Origin of the sequence: Bradyrhizobium sp. CCGB01 (assembly GCF_024199795.1) — a bacterium.
Taxonomy (GTDB): domain Bacteria; phylum Pseudomonadota; class Alphaproteobacteria; order Rhizobiales; family Xanthobacteraceae; genus Bradyrhizobium.
Window position 1 is genome coordinate 6,084,096 of record NZ_JANADK010000001.1, and the last position, 18,568, is coordinate 6,102,663.

At 64.8% G+C, this 18,568-nt stretch carries 15 protein-coding genes and 2 pseudogenes; 9 read left to right on the forward strand and 8 right to left on the reverse strand.

The window, feature by feature from the left end:
- Nucleotides 1-5: 5 nt before the first annotated feature.
- Nucleotides 6-1,373 carry an APC family permease gene (locus NLM25_RS28345; protein ID WP_254139183.1) on the reverse strand — a complete coding sequence of 456 codons (1,368 nt, stop codon included), beginning with the start codon at nucleotides 1,371-1,373 and terminating at the stop codon, nucleotides 6-8.
- Nucleotides 1,374-1,710: 337 nt separating this feature from the next.
- On the opposite strand from NLM25_RS28345, the gene NLM25_RS28350 reads away from it, so the two are divergent.
- A complete protein-coding gene (locus tag NLM25_RS28350) occupies nucleotides 1,711-3,051 on the forward strand; it encodes an alpha/beta hydrolase (RefSeq protein ID WP_254139184.1) in 1,341 nt (446 codons plus the stop codon).
- 168 nt (nucleotides 3,052-3,219) lie between these two features.
- On the forward strand, nucleotides 3,220-3,546 hold the full coding sequence (locus tag NLM25_RS28355) for a GrlR family regulatory protein (RefSeq protein ID WP_254139185.1): 327 nt from the start codon (nucleotides 3,220-3,222) through the stop codon (nucleotides 3,544-3,546).
- Between the two features lie 32 nt (nucleotides 3,547-3,578).
- On the opposite strand, the gene NLM25_RS28360 is transcribed toward NLM25_RS28355, so the two are convergent.
- Together NLM25_RS28360 and NLM25_RS28365 are read right to left on the reverse strand one after the other, a co-directional pair.
- Complete coding sequence (locus NLM25_RS28360) at nucleotides 3,579-3,956, reverse strand: hypothetical protein (RefSeq protein WP_254120718.1); 378 nt, start codon at nucleotides 3,954-3,956, stop codon at nucleotides 3,579-3,581.
- Between the two features lie 91 nt (nucleotides 3,957-4,047).
- A complete protein-coding gene (locus tag NLM25_RS28365) occupies nucleotides 4,048-5,226 on the reverse strand; it encodes an MFS transporter (protein WP_254139186.1) in 1,179 nt (392 codons plus the stop codon).
- Nucleotides 5,227-5,370: 144 nt separating this feature from the next.
- Between NLM25_RS28365 and NLM25_RS28370 the strand changes: the two genes are divergently transcribed.
- The 5 genes from NLM25_RS28370 to NLM25_RS28390 all read left to right on the forward strand — a co-directional run bounded on the left by NLM25_RS28370 (nucleotide 5,371) and on the right by NLM25_RS28390 (nucleotide 11,527).
- Nucleotides 5,371-7,002, forward strand: coding sequence for a S8 family serine peptidase (locus NLM25_RS28370; protein ID WP_254139187.1), 1,632 nt, complete (start codon nucleotides 5,371-5,373; stop codon nucleotides 7,000-7,002).
- A gap of 42 nt (nucleotides 7,003-7,044) precedes the next feature.
- Nucleotides 7,045-7,290, forward strand: a complete 246-nt coding sequence (locus tag NLM25_RS28375) for a hypothetical protein (protein WP_254120723.1) — start codon at nucleotides 7,045-7,047, stop codon at nucleotides 7,288-7,290.
- A 214-nt stretch (nucleotides 7,291-7,504) separates the two neighbouring features.
- A complete protein-coding gene (gene thrS / locus NLM25_RS28380; protein WP_254120731.1) occupies nucleotides 7,505-9,547 on the forward strand; it encodes a threonine--tRNA ligase in 2,043 nt (680 codons plus the stop codon).
- 93 nt (nucleotides 9,548-9,640) lie between these two features.
- Nucleotides 9,641-10,204: a nitroreductase family protein gene (locus tag NLM25_RS28385; RefSeq protein WP_254120740.1), complete on the forward strand. Its 564-nt coding sequence runs from the start codon at nucleotides 9,641-9,643 to the stop codon at nucleotides 10,202-10,204.
- 63 nt (nucleotides 10,205-10,267) lie between these two features.
- Nucleotides 10,268-11,527 (forward strand): serine hydrolase, encoded by a 1,260-nt coding sequence (locus NLM25_RS28390; protein ID WP_254139188.1) that lies wholly within the window; start codon nucleotides 10,268-10,270, stop codon nucleotides 11,525-11,527.
- Here the strand turns inward: NLM25_RS28390 and NLM25_RS28395 are convergent.
- Together NLM25_RS28395 and NLM25_RS28400 are read right to left on the reverse strand one after the other, a co-directional pair.
- Nucleotides 11,513-13,975 carry a bifunctional diguanylate cyclase/phosphodiesterase gene (locus NLM25_RS28395; protein WP_254139189.1) on the reverse strand — a complete coding sequence of 821 codons (2,463 nt, stop codon included), beginning with the start codon at nucleotides 13,973-13,975 and terminating at the stop codon, nucleotides 11,513-11,515. The genes NLM25_RS28390 and NLM25_RS28395 overlap by 15 nt on opposite strands.
- A 364-nt stretch (nucleotides 13,976-14,339) precedes the next feature.
- Nucleotides 14,340-15,188 carry a LysR family transcriptional regulator gene (locus tag NLM25_RS28400; protein WP_254139190.1) on the reverse strand — a complete coding sequence of 283 codons (849 nt, stop codon included), beginning with the start codon at nucleotides 15,186-15,188 and terminating at the stop codon, nucleotides 14,340-14,342.
- 102 nt (nucleotides 15,189-15,290) lie between these two features.
- Here NLM25_RS28400 and NLM25_RS28405 point away from each other — a divergent pair, with 102 nt between their 5' ends.
- Nucleotides 15,291-16,283, forward strand: a complete 993-nt coding sequence (locus NLM25_RS28405) for a zinc-dependent alcohol dehydrogenase family protein (protein WP_305887584.1) — start codon at nucleotides 15,291-15,293, stop codon at nucleotides 16,281-16,283.
- A 140-nt stretch (nucleotides 16,284-16,423) separates the two neighbouring features.
- On the opposite strand, the gene NLM25_RS28410 is transcribed toward NLM25_RS28405, so the two are convergent.
- Both NLM25_RS28410 and NLM25_RS28415 read right to left on the reverse strand, forming a co-directional pair.
- Nucleotides 16,424-16,657: a hypothetical protein gene (locus NLM25_RS28410; RefSeq protein ID WP_254120750.1), complete on the reverse strand. Its 234-nt coding sequence runs from the start codon at nucleotides 16,655-16,657 to the stop codon at nucleotides 16,424-16,426.
- A 266-nt stretch (nucleotides 16,658-16,923) separates the two neighbouring features.
- Nucleotides 16,924-17,251, reverse strand: a pseudogene (locus tag NLM25_RS28415) (aldo/keto reductase); the annotation flags it as partial.
- On the opposite strand from NLM25_RS28415, the pseudogene NLM25_RS28420 reads away from it, so the two are divergent.
- A pseudogene (locus tag NLM25_RS28420) lies at nucleotides 17,230-17,328 on the forward strand (LysR family transcriptional regulator); the annotation flags it as partial. The pseudogenes NLM25_RS28415 and NLM25_RS28420 overlap by 22 nt on opposite strands.
- Nucleotides 17,329-17,344: 16 nt before the next feature.
- Here NLM25_RS28420 and NLM25_RS28425 read toward each other — a convergent pair.
- Complete coding sequence (locus NLM25_RS28425; RefSeq protein WP_254120752.1) at nucleotides 17,345-18,418, reverse strand: hypothetical protein; 1,074 nt, start codon at nucleotides 18,416-18,418, stop codon at nucleotides 17,345-17,347.
- Between the last annotated feature and the right edge of the window lie 150 nt (nucleotides 18,419-18,568).

Sequence of the window (18,568 nt, forward strand, 5' to 3'; positions counted from 1 at the left end):
CATGTCTATTCGCGATTGTGTGACGTGCCAGCGGCGACCGGCCGCCTGCGGAAAACAGCATAGATCAACAGGCCCGAGAGCATGAGCAGCATTCCCGACAACGACTGCACCGGCCGCTCGGTCAACAGGTAGTACATCATGAACCCGGTCACGAGCAGGAAAACGAGCGGCGTGAACGGGTATCCCCAGGCGCGATAGGGTCGCGGCAGGCCCGGATCGGTGATGCGCAGCTTGATGACGCCGGCGACCGTGAAGAACGAGCAGAACAACAGCGCGAACTGGATGAAGTCGAGCACCGCCTCGAAGCTGCGCGTGAACAGCAGCAGATTGGCGACGGCAAGCTGAAACAGGATGGCATAGGCCGGCGCTCCGCTCGCCGATCGCTTCGAGAACACGCGCAGGGCCGGGATGTCCTCGCCCATCGTCATCATCACGCGCGGGCCGATCCACATCATCGCGCTGATCGAGGAGATCAGGCCGACGCAGATCATCGCGCCGACGATCCGGCCGCCGAGACTGCCGAAGATCGCGCTGCCGGCGACGCTGGCAACATCGATCTGGCCGGCCAGCGCGCCGACCGGCGTCGCGTAGAGAAACACCGCATTCAGCGCGACGTACAGGACGAGCACGATCAGCGTGCCCGCGAGCAGCGCGCGCGGCAGGCTCTGCTGCGGCGTGTTCATCTCGCCGATGATGTAGGTCGCAGCATTCCAGCCCGAGAACGAGTACATCACGAAGACCAGCCCGATCGCGAAGGGCGCACTGACGATGTGCGCCAAGTCGCCCGGCTGCGGCGTGAAGGCGATCGGCTGCGGCACACCGATGACGAAGCCGGCGACCAGGAAGGCGACGATCAGCACGACCTTCAAGATGGTCGAGATCAATTGGAAAGTCGAGGAGTGCCTGACGCCGGTCAGTTGCACGATCGAGACCAGCCACACCACGGCGATGGCGAGCGGGATCGGCGGCAGCCCGGGATGGACCGATTTCGCGTATTCGCCGAACGCCATCGCCGCAAGCGCGACGGGCGCGGCGAAGCCGACTGTCGCCGAGACCCAGCCGGCGAGAAAGCCGAAGGCGGGATGGTAGGCGCGGCCGAGGAAATTATACTCCCCGCTCGAACGCGGAAACATGGCGCCGAGCTCGCTGTAGGAGAACACTCCGCACAGCGCGACGATGCCGCCGATGGTCCAGAGCGAGAGGATCGAGAAGCCGGACGGGATGTCCTTGACCTGGAAGCCGAGGCTGGTGAAGACGCCGACCCCGATCATGTCGGCCACGACGATGGCGGTTGCGACCAGAACGGAGACGCCGGATCCGCTTCCGGTCAGCCGGCCAGTCCAGGGCGCAGGTCCCACATCTGATGCCGTCATCGGGGTCCTCAAACCTGAGGCGTCACGCCTCGTGGGAAGCATCGTGCCGTTCGGTCCAGTCAATTCAAGCAGGGTTAACAAGGGTTAAATGAGGCATGCGAAATCGGTACCGCCGCACCTTTTATGCATGGTCCTGGGCAATAAACCACCGCAAACACCGGAGAATCCCGTTTCGCGCCCCCACAATCAGGACACGATTGCATGGTCCCTTCGAGCGTTCCGGATGTGGGGAAGTTTCTCCGGACACTTAACGTCGCCTAAACGCCAGTCGGCTCAATTGTCTTAAATGCTTGCCGATGGACGTGTGACTTGGGTCGTGACTTGGGGTCATGGGTGGATGGTCGGGGCCGTTCCGAAACTGAGAGCTGACACTCGTGCCGATCGGACGCTGTCCGTTGCGCACGGTCGCGCGCTCCGGATCGGGCTGATCTCGGCCCTGGTGCCGCTGTCGCTGGCGCTGGTTCAATGCGGCCGGGCGCCCAACCCGGCGGCGCTCGCGGCGAACTCGCAGGCCAACGTCCAGGTGGTCGCCAAGACAAATCCGCGAGCCGCCAATCCGCAAGTTGCAAGCGCCGACACGTTCGAGGATCGCTTCCCGGCCCCGCAGTTCGGGGAGCGCTTCCCGTCGGCGAGCGAGAGTTTTCTGCAACGGCAGATGTCGGACTTCTCGCCCAAACGCGCCGTGCAGCAGCAGCCTCAACAGGAGCAGGCGCCCTACAAGGTGGCCTCGCTCGCGCCGCAGGTCCCCTACCAGCGTCCGCCGCGCGAGGACCTGACGACGCTCGTCAGCATGAAATCGTCGGCCTTCCCCTATTTCGGCAACAACCCTGCCTCGGACGCGCCGTTCCTCAACATCTCCAAGGGCGACCGCCGCGGCCACCGCAGCTATTCCGGTCGCGTCTACTGGCAGGACGAGACCTACAGCGACAGCCGTGTGCTGATGCACGTGCCCGAGCATTTCGACGTGCGCAAGCCGGGCGTGATCGTGGTGTTCTTCCACGGCAATGGCGCAACGCTGGAGCGCGACGTGCGCGATCGCCAACTCGTGCCGCGGCAGGTCACCGATTCCGGCGCCAATGCCATCCTGCTGGCGCCGCAGATGGCGGTCGATGCCGCCGATTCCAGCGCCGGCAAATTCTGGCAGCCCGGCGGCTTCAAGCGCTTCATGGAAGAGTCCGCCAACCATCTGGCTCAGGTCACCGGCGATCCCAACAACGCACGCGCCTTCGCCAACATGCCGATCGTGATCGTCGGCTACAGCGGCGGCTTCCTGCCGACGGCCTGGAGCCTCGAGGTCGGCGGCATCAGTGACCGCGTCCGCGGCGTCGTGCTGCTCGATGCCGTGTATGGCGAGATGGACAAGTTCGCCTCCTGGATCGAGAGCCACCGCTCCGGCTTCTTCGTCAGCTCCTACACCCGCTACACCGCGCGGCGCGACCGCGAGCTGATGAGCATGCTGCGGCAAAAGGGCATCAGCGTCTCCGAGGACATGGACGGGCCCTTGCGTCCCGGCAGCGTGGTGTTCGTCGAAACCGGCGACGGCATCACACATCGTGATTATGTGACGCGCGCCTGGACGCGGGACCCGCTCAAGGACGTGCTGGTGAAGATGTCGGCGACGCCGTCGCTGGCGCTGACGCGCGTGGCATCCACCAATCCGCCTGCATCAAGCCGCTAACCGATATTGCGCGCGCCGGCATTTGGCCGCGCTGCCCGTAATTGTCTCAGGCTTTGATCAAAATGTGATGTTGATTGGCCGATATCCCCGGGGCCGACCGGATTGCTTCCGCCGGCAAGGACCATAATTTGCGGCCAAGTTGGTGTTGAAATTCCGCAGGGACAAGCAGTGCGTCAGGGATTGTACAAGGTCGACTTCCACACGGTTCACGGAACCGGTTGCGGCGTCGTCTATGTGACTGAGGGCAAGATGCGCGGCGGCAATTCCGCCTTTGCCTTCATCGGCACCTATGCGGGCGAAGGCGACAGCATCAAGGTCAAGATCTCGACCGAGCGCTACAATGATGATCCGTCCTTCAAGCCGCTGTTCGGGAACGACCGGATCACGCTGACGCTCGCCGGCCGTGAGGACGGCGACACGGCGGAGTTCGAAGGCACCGCGCTGCAAGTGCCCGGCGTGGCCTTCAGGGCCGTGCTGAGCCGGCTCAGCGACTAGCCGTCCGGCTTCCAGACCTCAGCTCTTGATCTTCAGGTTTTGGGCAGCTTCGGAATGCTCTCGGCAAAGCCGTTGAAGCAGGCCAGCCGCTCGTCCTCTTCCTTGAAGAAACGGCAATCGGCGTAGCCCTTGGCCTTCGCCGGCTTCGGCTTCGGCGTCGGCGGGATAATGGCGTCGTAGCAGTTGAGGCGGTCCTTGGTGCCGTCATCAAGATCGAGGCAGGCCTGGAGCCGCGCCGCGATCGATTGCGGCTTGCCCTTCGGCGCTGCGGCCGGCTTGGCTGCCGCCTCTTTAGTCCCCTTGGGCTTGACCTGCACCAGCGGCTTGTCCCCCACCATCGGTGGCTTGTCGGCTTGCGCAAACGCGGAGGCTGAATAGAGCACCGCGGCAACCGCCAGAATCATCCTCATCTCAGTCAACTCTCTTTGGTCCCCATGCCTCGCCTTCTAGCGCTCCCGCGCGCGGTTTGCCAAGCACCTTGCGCACACGAAAACGCGGGATTCAGGCTGTGGCGGCCACAGCCGGCCGCGGCCGGGTCAGGACCACCAGGATCAAAGCCAGCACGACAAAGCCGACCGCGACGAAGCCGAGCGGATGCAGGAGTTCGCGGGCGAACAGCAGTCCGCCGATGGCGGAGCCGACAGCCTGGCCGATATAGAGAACGGAGGTGTTGAGCGCGACGGTTGCCGATGCAAGCGGCGGCGCCGCCGCAACCAGCCGCACCTGCTGCATCGAATTGGTCGAGGCAAAGCCGAGGCCCCAGATCGCGACCGCGATCGCCATCAACACCAGGCTCCCCGCACCGACTGCCCAGCCGGTGATGCCCGCAAGCAGCAGGCAGGTGAACAGCAGCGAGGTCCGAAAAGGTCCCCAGGTGTCGACGATGCGGGTCGCGATGACAACGCCGAGGAAACCGCAAACACCGTAGATGCCGAACACCATGCCGATCGCATCGGGGCTGGCGTCGGTGAGCTTCTTGAGCAGCGGGCCCATGAAGGTGAACACCACGAACTGCCCGGACATCTGCAGCATCGTGATCGCAAGCAGCAGCAGAATAGCCCTGCTTCGCCCGACCGCGCTCCAGGTCTTCAGGTCAACAGGCGCGCCCGTCAGGCCCGCCGGCAGCCGCAGCAGCAACAACAGGAAGCTGATGCAGCCGAGCGCGCCGATCCCGCCATAGGCCGCGCGCCAGCCATAGCGGCTGGCGATGAAGGTGATCAGCGGGAGGCCGACGGCGGCAGCCAACGACCAGCCGAGAAAGATATAGGCGATCGTGCTGCCCCGCCGCTCCACCGGCACGATCAGCGCCGCCGTGCCGGCGGCCTGCGGCGTGTAGAGCGCGCCGACCGCGAGCATCACCAGGCGGATGACGAGCAGGCTCGTGTAGTCAGGGGCAAAGGCCGAGGCGAGATTGCCAAGGGCGAGCACCGCGAGCGTCGTCGTCAGCAGCGTCCGCCGCTCGATGCGGCTGGTCAGCCACGCGGTCAGCGGCGAGCCGATGCACAGCGTGATCGCGCCGAAGGTGATCAGCAGCCCGGCTGCATGGATACTGATGCCGAGCCCCGTCGACAATTCCGGCAGCATGCCCGCCGGCGCCAGCACCGAGCAGCCGGTGACGAGATTGCCGAGCATCAGGGCAGTTGGCGTAAAACGAAAGGCGGCGGGGGACAGGGATTTCATGCACGTGCATGTAGTGGATGTGCACGCCGATTGAAAGCGCTGCACAACTCCAAATCCGGCCCGCGGAACACGAAGCCACTTGTCTTCCAGAGGTTTGTTGGGGATATTATTGCTATTTTTAATTGAACATTTGAGGAAACATCGATGCCGAGCAAACCCGAAGGCGTCCGCCGTTACATCGTCATGAGCAAGGATGGCTATCTTGCAGAGCCGCTCGATACCGCGAACCTGCAACCGAGTGCCGGCACGGTAACGCTTGCCACGCGGGCGCGCGCCGTCGCGCCGGCCCCACAAATGCGGGTGCTGGATTCGCTTCACGAGAACGGCCCCAAGCTGGTCGAAATGGCTCCCGAGGGAGAGCTCAGCCTTCGTCTCAGCTCACCGGACCTGAAGATCATCCCGGAAGTCTTTTATCACCGGCAGTGGGAGCGCTTCCGCGTTCATCAGCGTCCTCCCCGGCCCGCGGCCAAGAAGGCAGCCGCGAAGAAAACCACCGCCAAAAAGGCGGCCGGCAAGAAAACCGCGAAAAAGGCCGCCGCGGGCCGGGTCAGATTGGCCACCGTGGCAGGCGTCTCGGCAACCAGCTTCACCGTCTCGGTCGTGGCACGGTCAGGCGGCGCTCCGGTCGAAGGCGCTCACATCGTCGCTTTCACGGACTTCGCAGCGCGTCAGGGGGCCGAGGCGACAACGGGCGCCAACGGCAGCGCCACGCTGAACCTGCTCCCGCCGAGCCAGCCCCTCGAACGCGTCTATGTCTATGCGCCGGCCGGCTACTGGGGATTTTTTGCCATCAACACAACCGGCGCGAACCTTGCGCAGATCAAGTTGACGTCCATCGACGTGCGCGATTCCACGCTGCTGCTCACCCAGCTCTATGCCGGGCTCCCCGTGAATGCCGGCGCTGACGTCACCGTCGGAATCATCGACAGCGGCGTCGACGGCACGCACCCCGACCTGACCAACGTGACAGGCGGCCTGAATTGCGTGAGCGACGAGGTCCGTGCCAATCCCGCGGCCGCGCAGAATTGGCGGCCGGCGTTGACCGAGGGCGAGCACGGCACGCACGTCGCGGGCATCGTCGGTGGCCGTGGACCAGCGAGCGGATTCCGCGGCGTTGCTCCGGGGGTCAAGCTTCGGAGCTACCGCGTATTCCCGGATCACCCGCGACCGCCGCCGAACAACGGCGCCAGCAACTTCGACATCGCCAAGGCGATCGACACGGCCGTCGCAGACAAGTGCGATATCATCAACATGAGCCTTGGTGGCGGTCCCAAGGATGACCTTACGCGCGCGGCAATCGACCGTGCGATCGCGGCCGGCGTCGTGGTGGTCGCAGCCGCTGGCAATGACGATCGAAGCCCGGTCTCGTTTCCCGCCGCGTACGTCGAGTGCGTCGCAGTGTCGGCCATGGGGCGGGTCGGCACCTTTCCGAAGACCTCGATCGGGAGCAGCAATGTCGCCGCTCCGAAAGGCAGTCCGCACACAGGGGATTTCGTCGCTGATTTCAGCAATTTCGGCCCCGAGATCGATACCACCGGAGCCGGCGTCGAGATCGTCTCCACGCTGCCTGGAACCGGCCACGGCTCGATGAGCGGAACGTCGATGGCGTGCCCGGCCGTCGCGGGGTTTGCGGCCTATCTCCTTGCCAAGGATCCGGCATTGAAGCAAAAAAGCGGTTCCAACCGTTCTCGCGCCCTCAAGGACGCCCTATATGCTGCTTGCAAGCCGGAGAATTTCGGCCGCGACTATGAAGGGTTCGGACTACCCCTTCCATAGGGCAGCGCTCGGAAGGCCCGGCTCATTGACGGATGGCAGACGATGAGCGAACGCACCGTGGTCTTTCGTGCCGATCCCAAATCCGAGGCGTGCGAGAGCGTGGTGAAGCGCTTGCGCGCCGAGGGCTTGGAGATCGTAGAACAACAACCGAACATGTTACTGGTCGCCGGCGCGCCGCGGGCGATCAGCAAGGCGCTTGGCGACGCCGAGGGCTGGAAGCTGACGGAGGAGACGTCAACGCCTCCGCCGAAGACGCGCGAAAAGGTCCTGAAGCCGCCATCCCGATAGATCCGCCCCGCCTGTTCCGGGGCCAGGCCTGATCGAACAGGCCGGATCGAGCGGTGCGGCATATTTCAGCGCAACCGGGGCTCCAGCGTCGCGGATGATGGGCCACGCTGCCTTTTCTTGGAAAAGCCGGATTGCGCAGGCCGAATCGCCTGATATATCGCTCGTTCCCGCTTACCTGCGCTCGTTCGCAGGAGTGAGCTTCAGGAGAAATGCAATGTCCGAACAGCCCAAATCCGAATCCGGTTTCCAATACAGCCTCAGCAATCTCAAGCCCGTGTCCCCCGCCGCCAAAGTCACCCTCACCTTCCCCGACGGCGCCCAGCGCCAATATGACAAGAGCATCACCGGCCTCGATATCGCCAAGGGCATTTCGCCGTCGCTGGCCAAGCGCACGGTTGCAATGGCGCTCGACGGCGTGGTCGCCGACCTCGACGATCCCATCGAAGCCGATGCCAAGATCGAGCTGATCAACCGCGACGATCCGCGCGCGCTCGAGCTGATCCGCCATGACTGCGCACACGTGCTCGCCGAAGCCGTGCAGACGCTGTGGCCGGGCACGCAAGTCACCATCGGCCCCGTGATCGAGAACGGCTTCTACTACGACTTCTTCCGCAACGAGCCGTTCACGCCGGAAGACTTTGCCGCGATCGAAAAGAAGATGCGCGAGATCATCGCGCGCGACAAACCCTTCACCAAGGAAGTCTGGGATCGCGAAAAGACCAAGCAGGTGTTTCGCGACAAGGGCGAGGCCTTCAAGGTCGAACTCGTGGATGCCATTCCCGGCAACGAGCCGATCAAGATCTACTACCAGGGCGACTGGTTCGATCTCTGCCGCGGCCCGCACATGACCTCGACCGGCAAGGTCGGCAACGCCTTCAAATTGATGAAGGTGGCCGGCGCCTATTGGCGCGGCGACAGCAACAATCCGATGCTGACCCGCATCTACGGCACGGCCTTCGCCAAGCAGGAGGACCTCGACGCTTACCTCAAGCAGATCGAGGAAGCCGAGAAGCGCGACCACCGCAAGCTCGGGCGCGAGCTCGACCTCTTCCATTTCCAGGAGGAAGGTCCGGGCGTCGTGTTCTGGCACCCGAAGGGCTGGACCATCTTCCAGCAGCTGATCGCCTATATGCGCCGCCGCCTCGCCGCCGACTACAGCGAGGTCAACGCGCCGCAAATCCTTGACAAGGTGCTGTGGGAGACCTCGGGCCATTGGGGCTGGTACCGCGAGAACATGTTCGCGGCGCAGTCGGCCGGCGACGAGGCCGAGGACAAGCGCTGGTTTGCGCTGAAGCCGATGAACTGCCCCGGCCACGTGCAGATCTTCAAGCATGGCCTGAAGAGCTATCGCGACCTGCCGCTGCGCCTTGCCGAGTTCGGCGTGGTGCATCGCTACGAGCCATCAGGCGCCATGCACGGTCTGATGCGCGTGCGCGGCTTCACCCAGGACGACGCGCATGTCTTCTGCATGGAGGATCAGCTCGCCGACGAGTGCCTGAAGATCAACGATCTGATCCTGTCGACCTATGCGGACTTCGGCTTCACCGGCGATCTCACCGTGAAGCTGTCGACGCGGCCGGAGAAGCGCGTCGGCACCGATGCGATGTGGGATCACGCCGAACGCGTGATGGCCACCGTGCTGCGCGAGATCCAGACGCAGAACAATCACATCAAGACCGAGATCAATCCCGGCGAAGGCGCCTTCTACGGGCCGAAGTTCGAGTATGTTCTGCGCGACGCCATCGGCCGCGACTGGCAGTGCGGCACCACGCAGGTCGACTTCAACCTGCCGGAGCGGTTCGGCGCGTTCTACATCGACCACGACAGCGGCAAGAAGCCGCCGGTCATGGTGCACCGCGCCATCTGCGGCTCGATGGAGCGCTTCATCGGCATCCTGATCGAGCACTATGCCGGCAACTTCCCGCTCTGGCTGTCGCCGGTGCAGGTGGTGGTCACCACCATCACCTCGGAGGCCGACGAGTATGCCAAGCAGGTGCTGGAGCAGGTCCGGCGCGCGGGGCTTCGGGCCGAGATCGATCTGCGCAACGAGAAGATCAACTACAAGGTCCGCGAGCATTCGCTGGCCAAGATCCCGGCGCTGCTCGTGGTCGGCAAGAAGGAGGCCGAGACGCAGTCGGTCTCCGTCCGCCGGCTCGGAAGCGACGGCCAGAAGGTGATGACGACGGTGGAGGCGCTTGCCGCCCTCGTCGACGAGGCCACCCCGCCGGACGTCCGGCGGGCGCGCGAGGCGGCCTGAGTCCTGAAATCGATCTAAACTCGCTTTCGGTTGCGGGCGTGCATGCTTATCTCGGCATGGCACGCCCGACGACCAGCCGAAGAGGACATCGCAGTGCCCGACGCCATCGAACTCCTGAAAACCCGCCGCTCGGTCAAGCCGCGCGAGATGACGGGGCCCGGCCCCTCCCCGGCCGAGCTCGAAACCATCCTCACCATCGGTGCACGCGTGCCCGACCACGGCAAGCTCGCGCCCTGGCGCTTCATCATTTTCGAGGGTGACGCTCGAGAGCGTGCCGGCGAGGTCATCGCGAAGGTCTTCGCCCGCAAGAATCCGGACGCGCCGGCGGCGAACGTCGAGATTGAGCGCAGACGCCTCACCGACGCCCCGCTGGTGATCGGCATCGTCAGCTTCACCAAGCCGCATCCGAAGGTGCCGGCGTTCGAGCAGGAATTGTCGGCCGGTGCCAGCGTCATGAACATCGTCACGGCCGCGACCGCCCTCGGCTACGGCGCCTGCTGGCTGACCGGCTGGTTCTCGTTCGATCGCGACGTGCTGGACGGCCTCGGCCTCAAGCCGGACGAAAAGCTCGCCGGCCTCGTCCATATCGGCACGCCGACCAAGCCGAGCGAAGACCGTCCGCGGCCGTTCCTTTCGGAAATCGTGACGCGATTTTAATCGAAGGCTTGTTGACGCCTCCGACGTCTTGCGGCTTTGTTCCCGGTGAGGGAGGAAGCCTGGATGAAACGCCGCGAATTTCTGGTCGGGGCCGCGCTCTTGGCCGGCACCATGGCGCGAGGCCGCGCCGCCGACATCCCTGCTCCGTCGGCCGACGGCCTCGACCGCATCACCGCATTCTTCGACAACGAGGTGACGCTCGGCCGGCTGCCGGGTGCGGTGATCCTGGTCCAGCAGCACGGCAAGCCGGTCTATCTGAAGACCTTTGGCGTGCGCGACACCAGAACCAGCCTCGCCATGACGCCGGATACGATCTTCGCCATCCACTCGATGACGAAGCCGATCACGTGCCTCGGCGCGATGATGCTGATCGACGAGGGCAAGCTCGCGCTCACCGATCCCGTGTCGAAATACATCCCGCTCTTTGCCAGCACCAAGGTGGGCATCGAGCCAGAAGGCACATCGACTGTCGAACTCGAGCCGCCGATCCGTCCTGTCAACATTGAGGATTTGCTGCGGCAAACTTCGGGCATCAGCTACGAATACATCGGCGCCCCATGGGTTATGCAGGTCTACAAAGCCGCCAATATCTTCGAAGGCCCCTTCAACAACAGGCAATTCGCCGACCGCATCGCCAAGCTGCCGCTCACGCGGCAGCCGGGCACGCTGTGGCGCTACGGCCATTCCACCGACGTGCTCGGCAGTGTCATCGAGATCATCTCTGGCCAGACGCTGTATCAATTCCTCAAGCAACGCATCCTCGATCCGCTCGGCATGAGCAGCACCAAATTCGTGCTGAAGACTCCGGAGGAGCACGCACGGATGGCACGACCGCTGCCGAACGACCCGGTCCTGCTCGCCGGCGAGCAGGACCGCCTCGCCCATCCCGAATGGGAATCCGGCGGCGGCGGCCTGCTCTCGACTATCACCGACTATCAGCGCTTCTCGCAGATGCTGCTCAACGGCGGCGAGTTCGAGGGCAGGCGCTACCTGAGCCCCGCCGCCTTCAAGGCCATGACGACGGATCACGTCGGACCCGGCTCCGGCGTCGGACGCGACTACTTCTACTTTCCGGGCGACGGCTTCGGCTATGGCTACGGCATTGGCGTGCGGACCGATCCCGGCAACGCAAAGCCGCCCCCGGCCGGCTCGATCGGCGAGTTGAAATGGGACAGCGGCAGCGGCACCTATTTCGGTGTCGATCCCAAGCTCGATATGGTCTACCTCCTGATGCAGCAGACCCAGAACGAGCGCAGCCGCATCACGCCCGCCTTCAAGGAGCTGGTCTACGGCTGCTATCCGGAGGGGCTACGCCGCCCGTGAGGCGCGCTGGCCGAAATCGGCCAGCAGCTTTGCGATCTCGGCGGCGGGCCGCGCTGCACTGAACAAGAAGCCCTGCACCTCGTTGCAGCCTTCGGCGCGCAGCCAGTCGAGCTGATCCTCGGTCTCGACGCCCTCCGCGGTCGTCGTGATGTTGAGACTGCGGCCGAGGCCGGAGATCGCTCGCACGATCGCGCCGCAATCGGGCCGCCGCGCCAGGTCCTTGACGAAGGAACGGTCGATCTTGATCTTGTCGAACGGAAAGCTGCGGAGATAGCTGAGGCTGGAATAGCCGGTGCCGAAATCATCCATGGAGATGCTGACGCCGAGCTCGCGCAGCTGATGCAGGATGGCGAGATTGGCATCGGTCTCGGCCAGGAAAATCGACTCGGTGATCTCGAGCTCGAGCCGCTTCGGCGACAGGCCGGACTGCGCAAGCGCGGAAATCACGACCTGCACCAGGTTGCGGCTGCGGAATTGCGCCGGCGACAGATTGACCGCGACCTTGACGTCGACGGGCCATTTCACCGCTTCGGCGCAGGCCTCGCGCAGCACCCACTCGCCGAGCTGCGTGATCAGGCCGATGTCTTCGGCGACCGGAATGAACTCTGCCGGCGAGATCATGCCCTTGTCGGGATGACGCCAGCGCAGCAGCGACTCGAAGCCGGCGATGCGGTCGGAAGCGATCGACACCAGGGGCTGGTAGTGCAGCTCGAACTCGCCATTGGCAAACGCGCGGCGCAGGTCGAGCTCCATGTCGCGGCGCTTCTGCGCCTGCAGATCCATCTCGCGCTCGAAGAAATGATGCACGCCGCCGCCGTCCGACTTGGCCCGGTACAGCGCCATGTCGGCATTGCGCATCAACTCTTCCGACGTCGTGCCATCGCCGGGCGACAGCGCGATGCCAATGCTGGCACCGATCACCATCTCCTGGCCGTCGAGGTCGTAGGGTGCCTTCAGCATGTCGATCAGCAGGGCCGCGCAGGCGCTGGCCTCGTTCGGCGAGACCTCGGCCGCCAGGATCACCGCGAACTCGTCGCCGCCAAGCCGGGCCGCGAGATTGGCGCCGCGGACCGCGGTATTGAGGCGTTCGGCTACTTGCTTCAGCAGGCGGTCACCCACCGGATGCCCGAAGGAATCATTGATGTTCTTGAACAGGTCGAGGTCGATATAGAGTACGCCAACCCGTTTTCCCCCGGCCTGGTCGAGCGCCTGCTTCAAGCGCTGCTGGAAATGTTCGCGGTTCGGCAGGTCGGTGAGCCCGTCATGGTGCGCCATGTGAGCGATCCGCGCCTCGGCCTTGCGCCGCTCGGTGATGTCGACGACCGCGACCAGATAGCCGTCGCGATCGTCGAAGACGACGCGGCGGCCGAAGGTGAGCACCTCGATCTCGCTGCCGTCGGCGCGCAGATGGCGCCAGTTGCGCGAGGAGTGATAGGTGTCGCCGATGCGTTCGAGCGCCTCGGCGTGGCTGTCCCATTCGTCCTCGGGCCAGATCTCGTGCAGCTTCATGCGCAGGAAGGTGGCGCGACTGTAGCCGTAATGCTGGACCGCGGCATCGTTGACGCTGAGGAATTCCTTGGTCTGTGCCTCGAACACCCACATCGGCATCGGGTTGTTGTCGAACAGCAGGCGGAACGAGGCGTCGCGCCGCTTCAACGCGGTGACGTCGGAGACCGTCAGCGAGACCACGTCGGCGAACGCGGTGGCACTGAGGCGAAGGTAGCGTCCGTCGTTTTCGATCTCGAGCTGCTCGCCGCGGCCGCCCGAGACCGCCTTGAGCAGGAAATCCATGACTTCGGGCAAGGCCAGGAGCGTATTCCCCTCGCCGATCCGCCGCCACAACAGGCCCGCGCTCGCGACCTTCAGCAGCGCACCGGCGCTCTTGTTGTGGTGCACGATCTGGAGGTCGAACGGCTTGCCCGCGGCATCGCGCAGCGTCGCCAGCGAGACCACGGCGTCATCGGTCGAAGAGAAGATTGCGTCCAGGAGATTGTATTGCGCACCGCGCTCGTTGATGTAGGCGCCAACCAGCGTGGCCCCCCAGCGCGAGGCGGTCGGCAGCGCCAGCAGATCGTAAGTCCTGACCATGCCGTCGCGCACGCAATGCGCGCTGGCCTGGTGCGGCCGTCCGTTTTCGAGCGCGCTCGCCACGGCCTCCGACAGCGCCGTGGCGCAATCGGGCGAGAGCTCGGCGACCGGGATGTCCCAGCGCTCCTCGCCGAGCCATTTCTGCACGTAACGCCCGCTGCGCGACAGCTCGAGCGCGCCATCGTTCTTCAGCAGCGCGATATGGTCGGCGAGCCGTCCAAGACTGCCGAGCATCACGTCCTCATAGCGCGGCAGCCGGTCACCCGGCTTCAACGCGGCACGCCATTTGCGTTGAAGCACCGGGATGTCGTCAAACATTTCGGTGGCCGGTTTTCCCGACGCTTTCTTCGCGGCACTCATTGCAGTCCCCAACGCACTTTCCCCGCGTATCCAATGCAGAGGCGATTAATGGCGTGTAAAAAGGACGCAGGCGTGGTTCCAATTCAGCGATTATGACAGTTTTAAGTCAGGCGTTGGTTAGTGCGCGTTAGAGACTATGACGGTGGTGCAAAGGCGTCCGTCCCTCTCGTGTCCCGGACGCGCTGCAACGCGCTTGGCGTTGCGGCGCAGAGCCGCCCAGCACGGCGCGGGTTGATCGAGTGTTGAGCTATTTTGCCCGAGGGGCAACGCGATATCTCGCAGCCCGGATGAGCAAAGCGACATCCGGGGTTCCACGGCACCACCGGTCCCGGGTATCGCTTCGCTCACCCGGGCTACGAGACCATCACGCCAGCTTCTCGATCACGACATCGAGCAGCGCGCGCAGGCGCGCCAGGCTCCTGAGATCGCGGTGATAGCCGACATAGGTATCGCGCCCGGGCGGCATCGCACCGATGTCGAGCGCGACGAGGCGGCGGTCGCTGTCGCCAAGCGGACGCGGCAGCACGGCGAACCCGCCGCCGCTCGCACAGAGCTCGGCCTGTGCCTGTCTGTTGTTGCTGCGCGAAGCGATCTCCGCATGCGGCAGCGTGCGCTTCAGCCACACGGCGTCGGGCATGTCGGCGAATTCGGCATTCATGGTCACAACGCGGATGCCGCTGCCGTCTCCCGCACGCGGCGGCTTGCTGCCCCTCTTGCCGTAGAGCGCGTAGGGAATGTGCAGCAGTTTTCGCGAGATCACTTCAGGCTCGTCGAATGGCTTGATACGGAAGACCAGATCGGCCTCGCGGCGCGGCAGGCTGTAGAGGCGCGCATCGGTCAGGAGCTCGACGGTCACCTTGGGATGGCGCTTGCCGAACGCGGCGATCACCGGAGACAGCATGACCGTTCCGAACCAGTCCGACGACGACAGCCGCAACACGCCGTCGAGCTGCGTCTCCGCGCCGGAGGCGTGACGCTGAAGCGCAAGCGCCTCTTCCTCGATCCGCTCCGCGTGGCGCAGCACGGCGGTGCCCTCGTCGGTCAGCACGAAACCATCGGCGGTACGCTGGAACAGCGTCTGTCCCAACGCCGTCTCGAGCGCGCGAAGCCGCCGTCCCATCGTCGGCTGGGTCTGGCCGATCTTTCGCGCGGCAGCCCCGAGCGTGCCTTCGCGCGCAATTGCCAGGAAGATGCGCAGATCGCTCCAGTCCATCCAGCCCCCTCATACATAAATGCACGATCATCGTACATTCTTGTTCCTTCTCATGCAAAAATTCATGAGCATATTGGAGGCCGACAACGGAGCAAGACGATCATGACCAGGCCATCGACGATGCGCGCAGCCATCCTGGAGACCCACAACGCGCCATTGCGGCTTTCAACCATTTCCACACCCGAGATCAGCCCGCGCGAGGTGCTGGTGCGGGTGCGCGCCAGCGGGGTCAATCCGCTCGACACCAAGATCCACGCGGGTGCTGCGGCGCATGCGTGCCATCCGCTGCCCGCGATCCCCGGGATCGACCTTGCCGGCGTGGTCGAACAGACCGGACACGACGTGACGCGGTTCAAGCCGGGCGACGAAGTCTATGGCATGACTGGCGGCGTCGGCGGCGTGCCGGGATCGCTGGCCGAATTCGCAGCCGTCGATGCCGACCTGCTGGCGCCCAAGCCCGCCAATCTCAGCATGCGGGAGGCAGCCGCCCTGCCCCTGATCTTCATCACGGCCTGGGAGGGCCTGATCGATCGCGCCGCGCTGAAGGCCGGCCAGAAGGTTTTGATTCATGGCGGTGCGGGCGGCGTCGGCCATGTCGCGATCCAGATCGCGCGCGCCCTCGGGGCAGAGGTGTTCGCGACCGGCTCGGCAGCGCAGCGCGCCACCATCGAAGGCTTTGGCGCTGTATTCATCGACCGCGGCGCTGCGATCGAAGCTTACATTACAGAGCATACCGGCGGGCGCGGCTTCGACGTCGTCTACGACACTGTCGGCGGCAAGGTGCTCGATGCGTCCTTCGAAGCGGTGCGCCGTTTTGGCCATGTCGTGAGCGCGCTTGGCTGGGGCACGCATGCGCTTGCGCCGCTCTCGTTCCGCGCCGCCAGCTATTCCGGTGTGTTCACGCTGCTGCCGCTGCTGTCAGGCGAAGGCCGCGCGCATCACGGTGAGATCATGATCGAGGCCACGCGCCTCGTTGAGGCCGGCAAGCTGGTGCCGCTCGTCGATAACAGGCGCTTCACGCTGGAGAGTGTGGGCGATGCCTATGCACTGATCAGGGATCACGCCACAAAGGGCAAGCTGGTGGTGGATATCTGAGATCGAAGCTGTAGCCCGGATGAGCGAAGCGACATCCGGGATTCCGCAAGAGCTGTCCCGGGTATCGCCTCGCTCACCCGGGCTACGAAACTGGTCGTCGATGTCTGAGCTTGGCCTGGTAGCCCGGAGCGCGAACGCGGCTAGTCCTCGCTGGACGCCGCGGAGCGATTGCGCAGATAGGCCTGCGACAACAGGAAGAACAATGCGCGCTCGCCATGATATTTCGCGGACGGCCGGGTGCGCTCGAAGCCGCCGGCGAATATCTTGCCGGACTGGTCGCACACCTGCCATCGCCAGCCAAACCGCTTACGCCTGGTGAGGATCACTTCGAACATGCCGACGGGCTTGGTCCCCTGCTCTTGCCGGTCTCGCAAAGCGCGTACGCCTGCTCCGGCCTCCCCCGTTAGACGGATGTCCGACATATAACGCAGCAGGATGGAAAGAGAATAAAATTGATTATCGGAAATGCGTATCTTGCACCGGCTGTGACGAAGTCGCGACGCTTGTGGAATAAGCACGCGCTGCCGGTGTTTCTTAATGCTTCGAATGCTGCCTGGTAGCGCTCGCAAAGGTATTCAAGTCAGAACACAAGTCGGGCACGCCCGGTAAGCGAACGCTCACCGGGCATTCACGACACCGCTCAGCGGCCGACTCGCGCCTGGAGATGCGCGGGATAGCGGTCGCCCTGCACGGCCACCTTGGCCAGCACCCCTGCAACTGCAGTCAGATCCGCATCCGACAGCGTCACTGCGGCCGCGCCGAGATTTTCCTCGAGCCGGTGCAGCTTGGTGGTGCCGGGGATCGGCACGATCCACGGCTTCTGCGCGAGCAGCCAGGCCAGCGCGATCTGTGCCGGCGTCACCTTCTTCACTGCCGCGGATCTCGCCGAGCAGTTCGACAAGCGTCCGGTTTGATTTTCGTGCGCTGAATGAGAAGCGCGGTACGGTGCGCGCCGTTCGCCGGCTATCACCTCTATTACCCGAGCCGGCGGCAGCCGACGCCGGCCTTCGCCGTGCTGGTGGAGGCGCTGCGGTATCGGAAGTGAGAAGGCTTGCGGGTGGCTAGCGCGCGACGACTTCGACTTCGCCGTCGACGCCGTTGACGACGTTGAAGCCCCGCTCGTAGACCTTGCCCTCGTTCTTGGCGATGGCGCGGTATTCTCCTTCGGAGAGCACGACGCGCGGGAAGGCGCCGATCGATTCCTTGATGACGTCGCCGCCCGGGGTCAGCACCGACCAGGCGGTGTTGGCGAGCGCCTCGCCGCCCCTGTCGCTGACGAGCTTGAGCGTGATCACAGCGGCGCGGTGGGTGATGGTGACGTCGGTGAGCTTGCCGGCCTGAACGCGGATGTCCGAGCGCACCACCGAATTGGCGTCGCCATAGTTGGAGATGATGTAGTAGGTGCCCTCCGGGATCAGCACGACGTCGCCGGCAGCGACGTTCGGCACCAGCGAGGCACGCTCGCCGGACTCGAACTGGCTGCCCTTGTAGATCGCGAACGAGATCTGGTTCTGCGGAATGCGGCTGGTTCCGACGCGGCCCTCGATGCGCAGGCCGCCAGCCGGCAGCACGAAAGATTCGCGGTCGGTCTCGGCCTTGAGGCTGACGGTGCGCACCGCACTGACGAGGCCGAAGGCGACGTGCACGACGTAATTGCCGGGCGGCAGCACGATGTTCGGCGTGGCGTTGCGGTCCTCGCGGATCAGCTTGAAGGTGCCGTTCTCGTCGGGACGGTCGGCGAACACGCGCCAGACCAGGCCGCTGCTGATCGCGGGAGAATCCTTGCCGTATTTCGCGGTCAGCGACAGCACGCCCTGGCCCGGCACGGCCGCGTTGAGCGGCGGGGCCGCCGGCACGGTCGAGACCGCGGGCGGCGGCATGCTGGGTGTATTCGGCTGCATCAGGGTCGGCGGCAGGCTCGGAGGCCCGGCGCCCGGGCCTGAGGGTGGCGCCAAGCTGACGGCGCCGCCGGGATCGGGCACCGAGGCGGGCGGCACCGGCGGCGGACGATCGGAGAAAAGCTGCGCCTGCGCAGCGTTTTGGCCAAGGGTATAGAGGCAGGCAGCAACGATCAGCGTCGGCAGCAGCGATACGCTGCGCCGCCATCCGATGATGCCGTCACCCCCGAGAGTCATGCCACCTGCTTTTCACCGAAAACGCGGCAAATTCAAGCCTCCGACCCCCCAGGAAATACGGCCCCGATACGTTCTTTGGAACCCGCTTCACGCCTGCATGATTAAAGCAGAGGCAGCCGGTGCTCGCCACACTCCTGCCCCCTGCGTCCC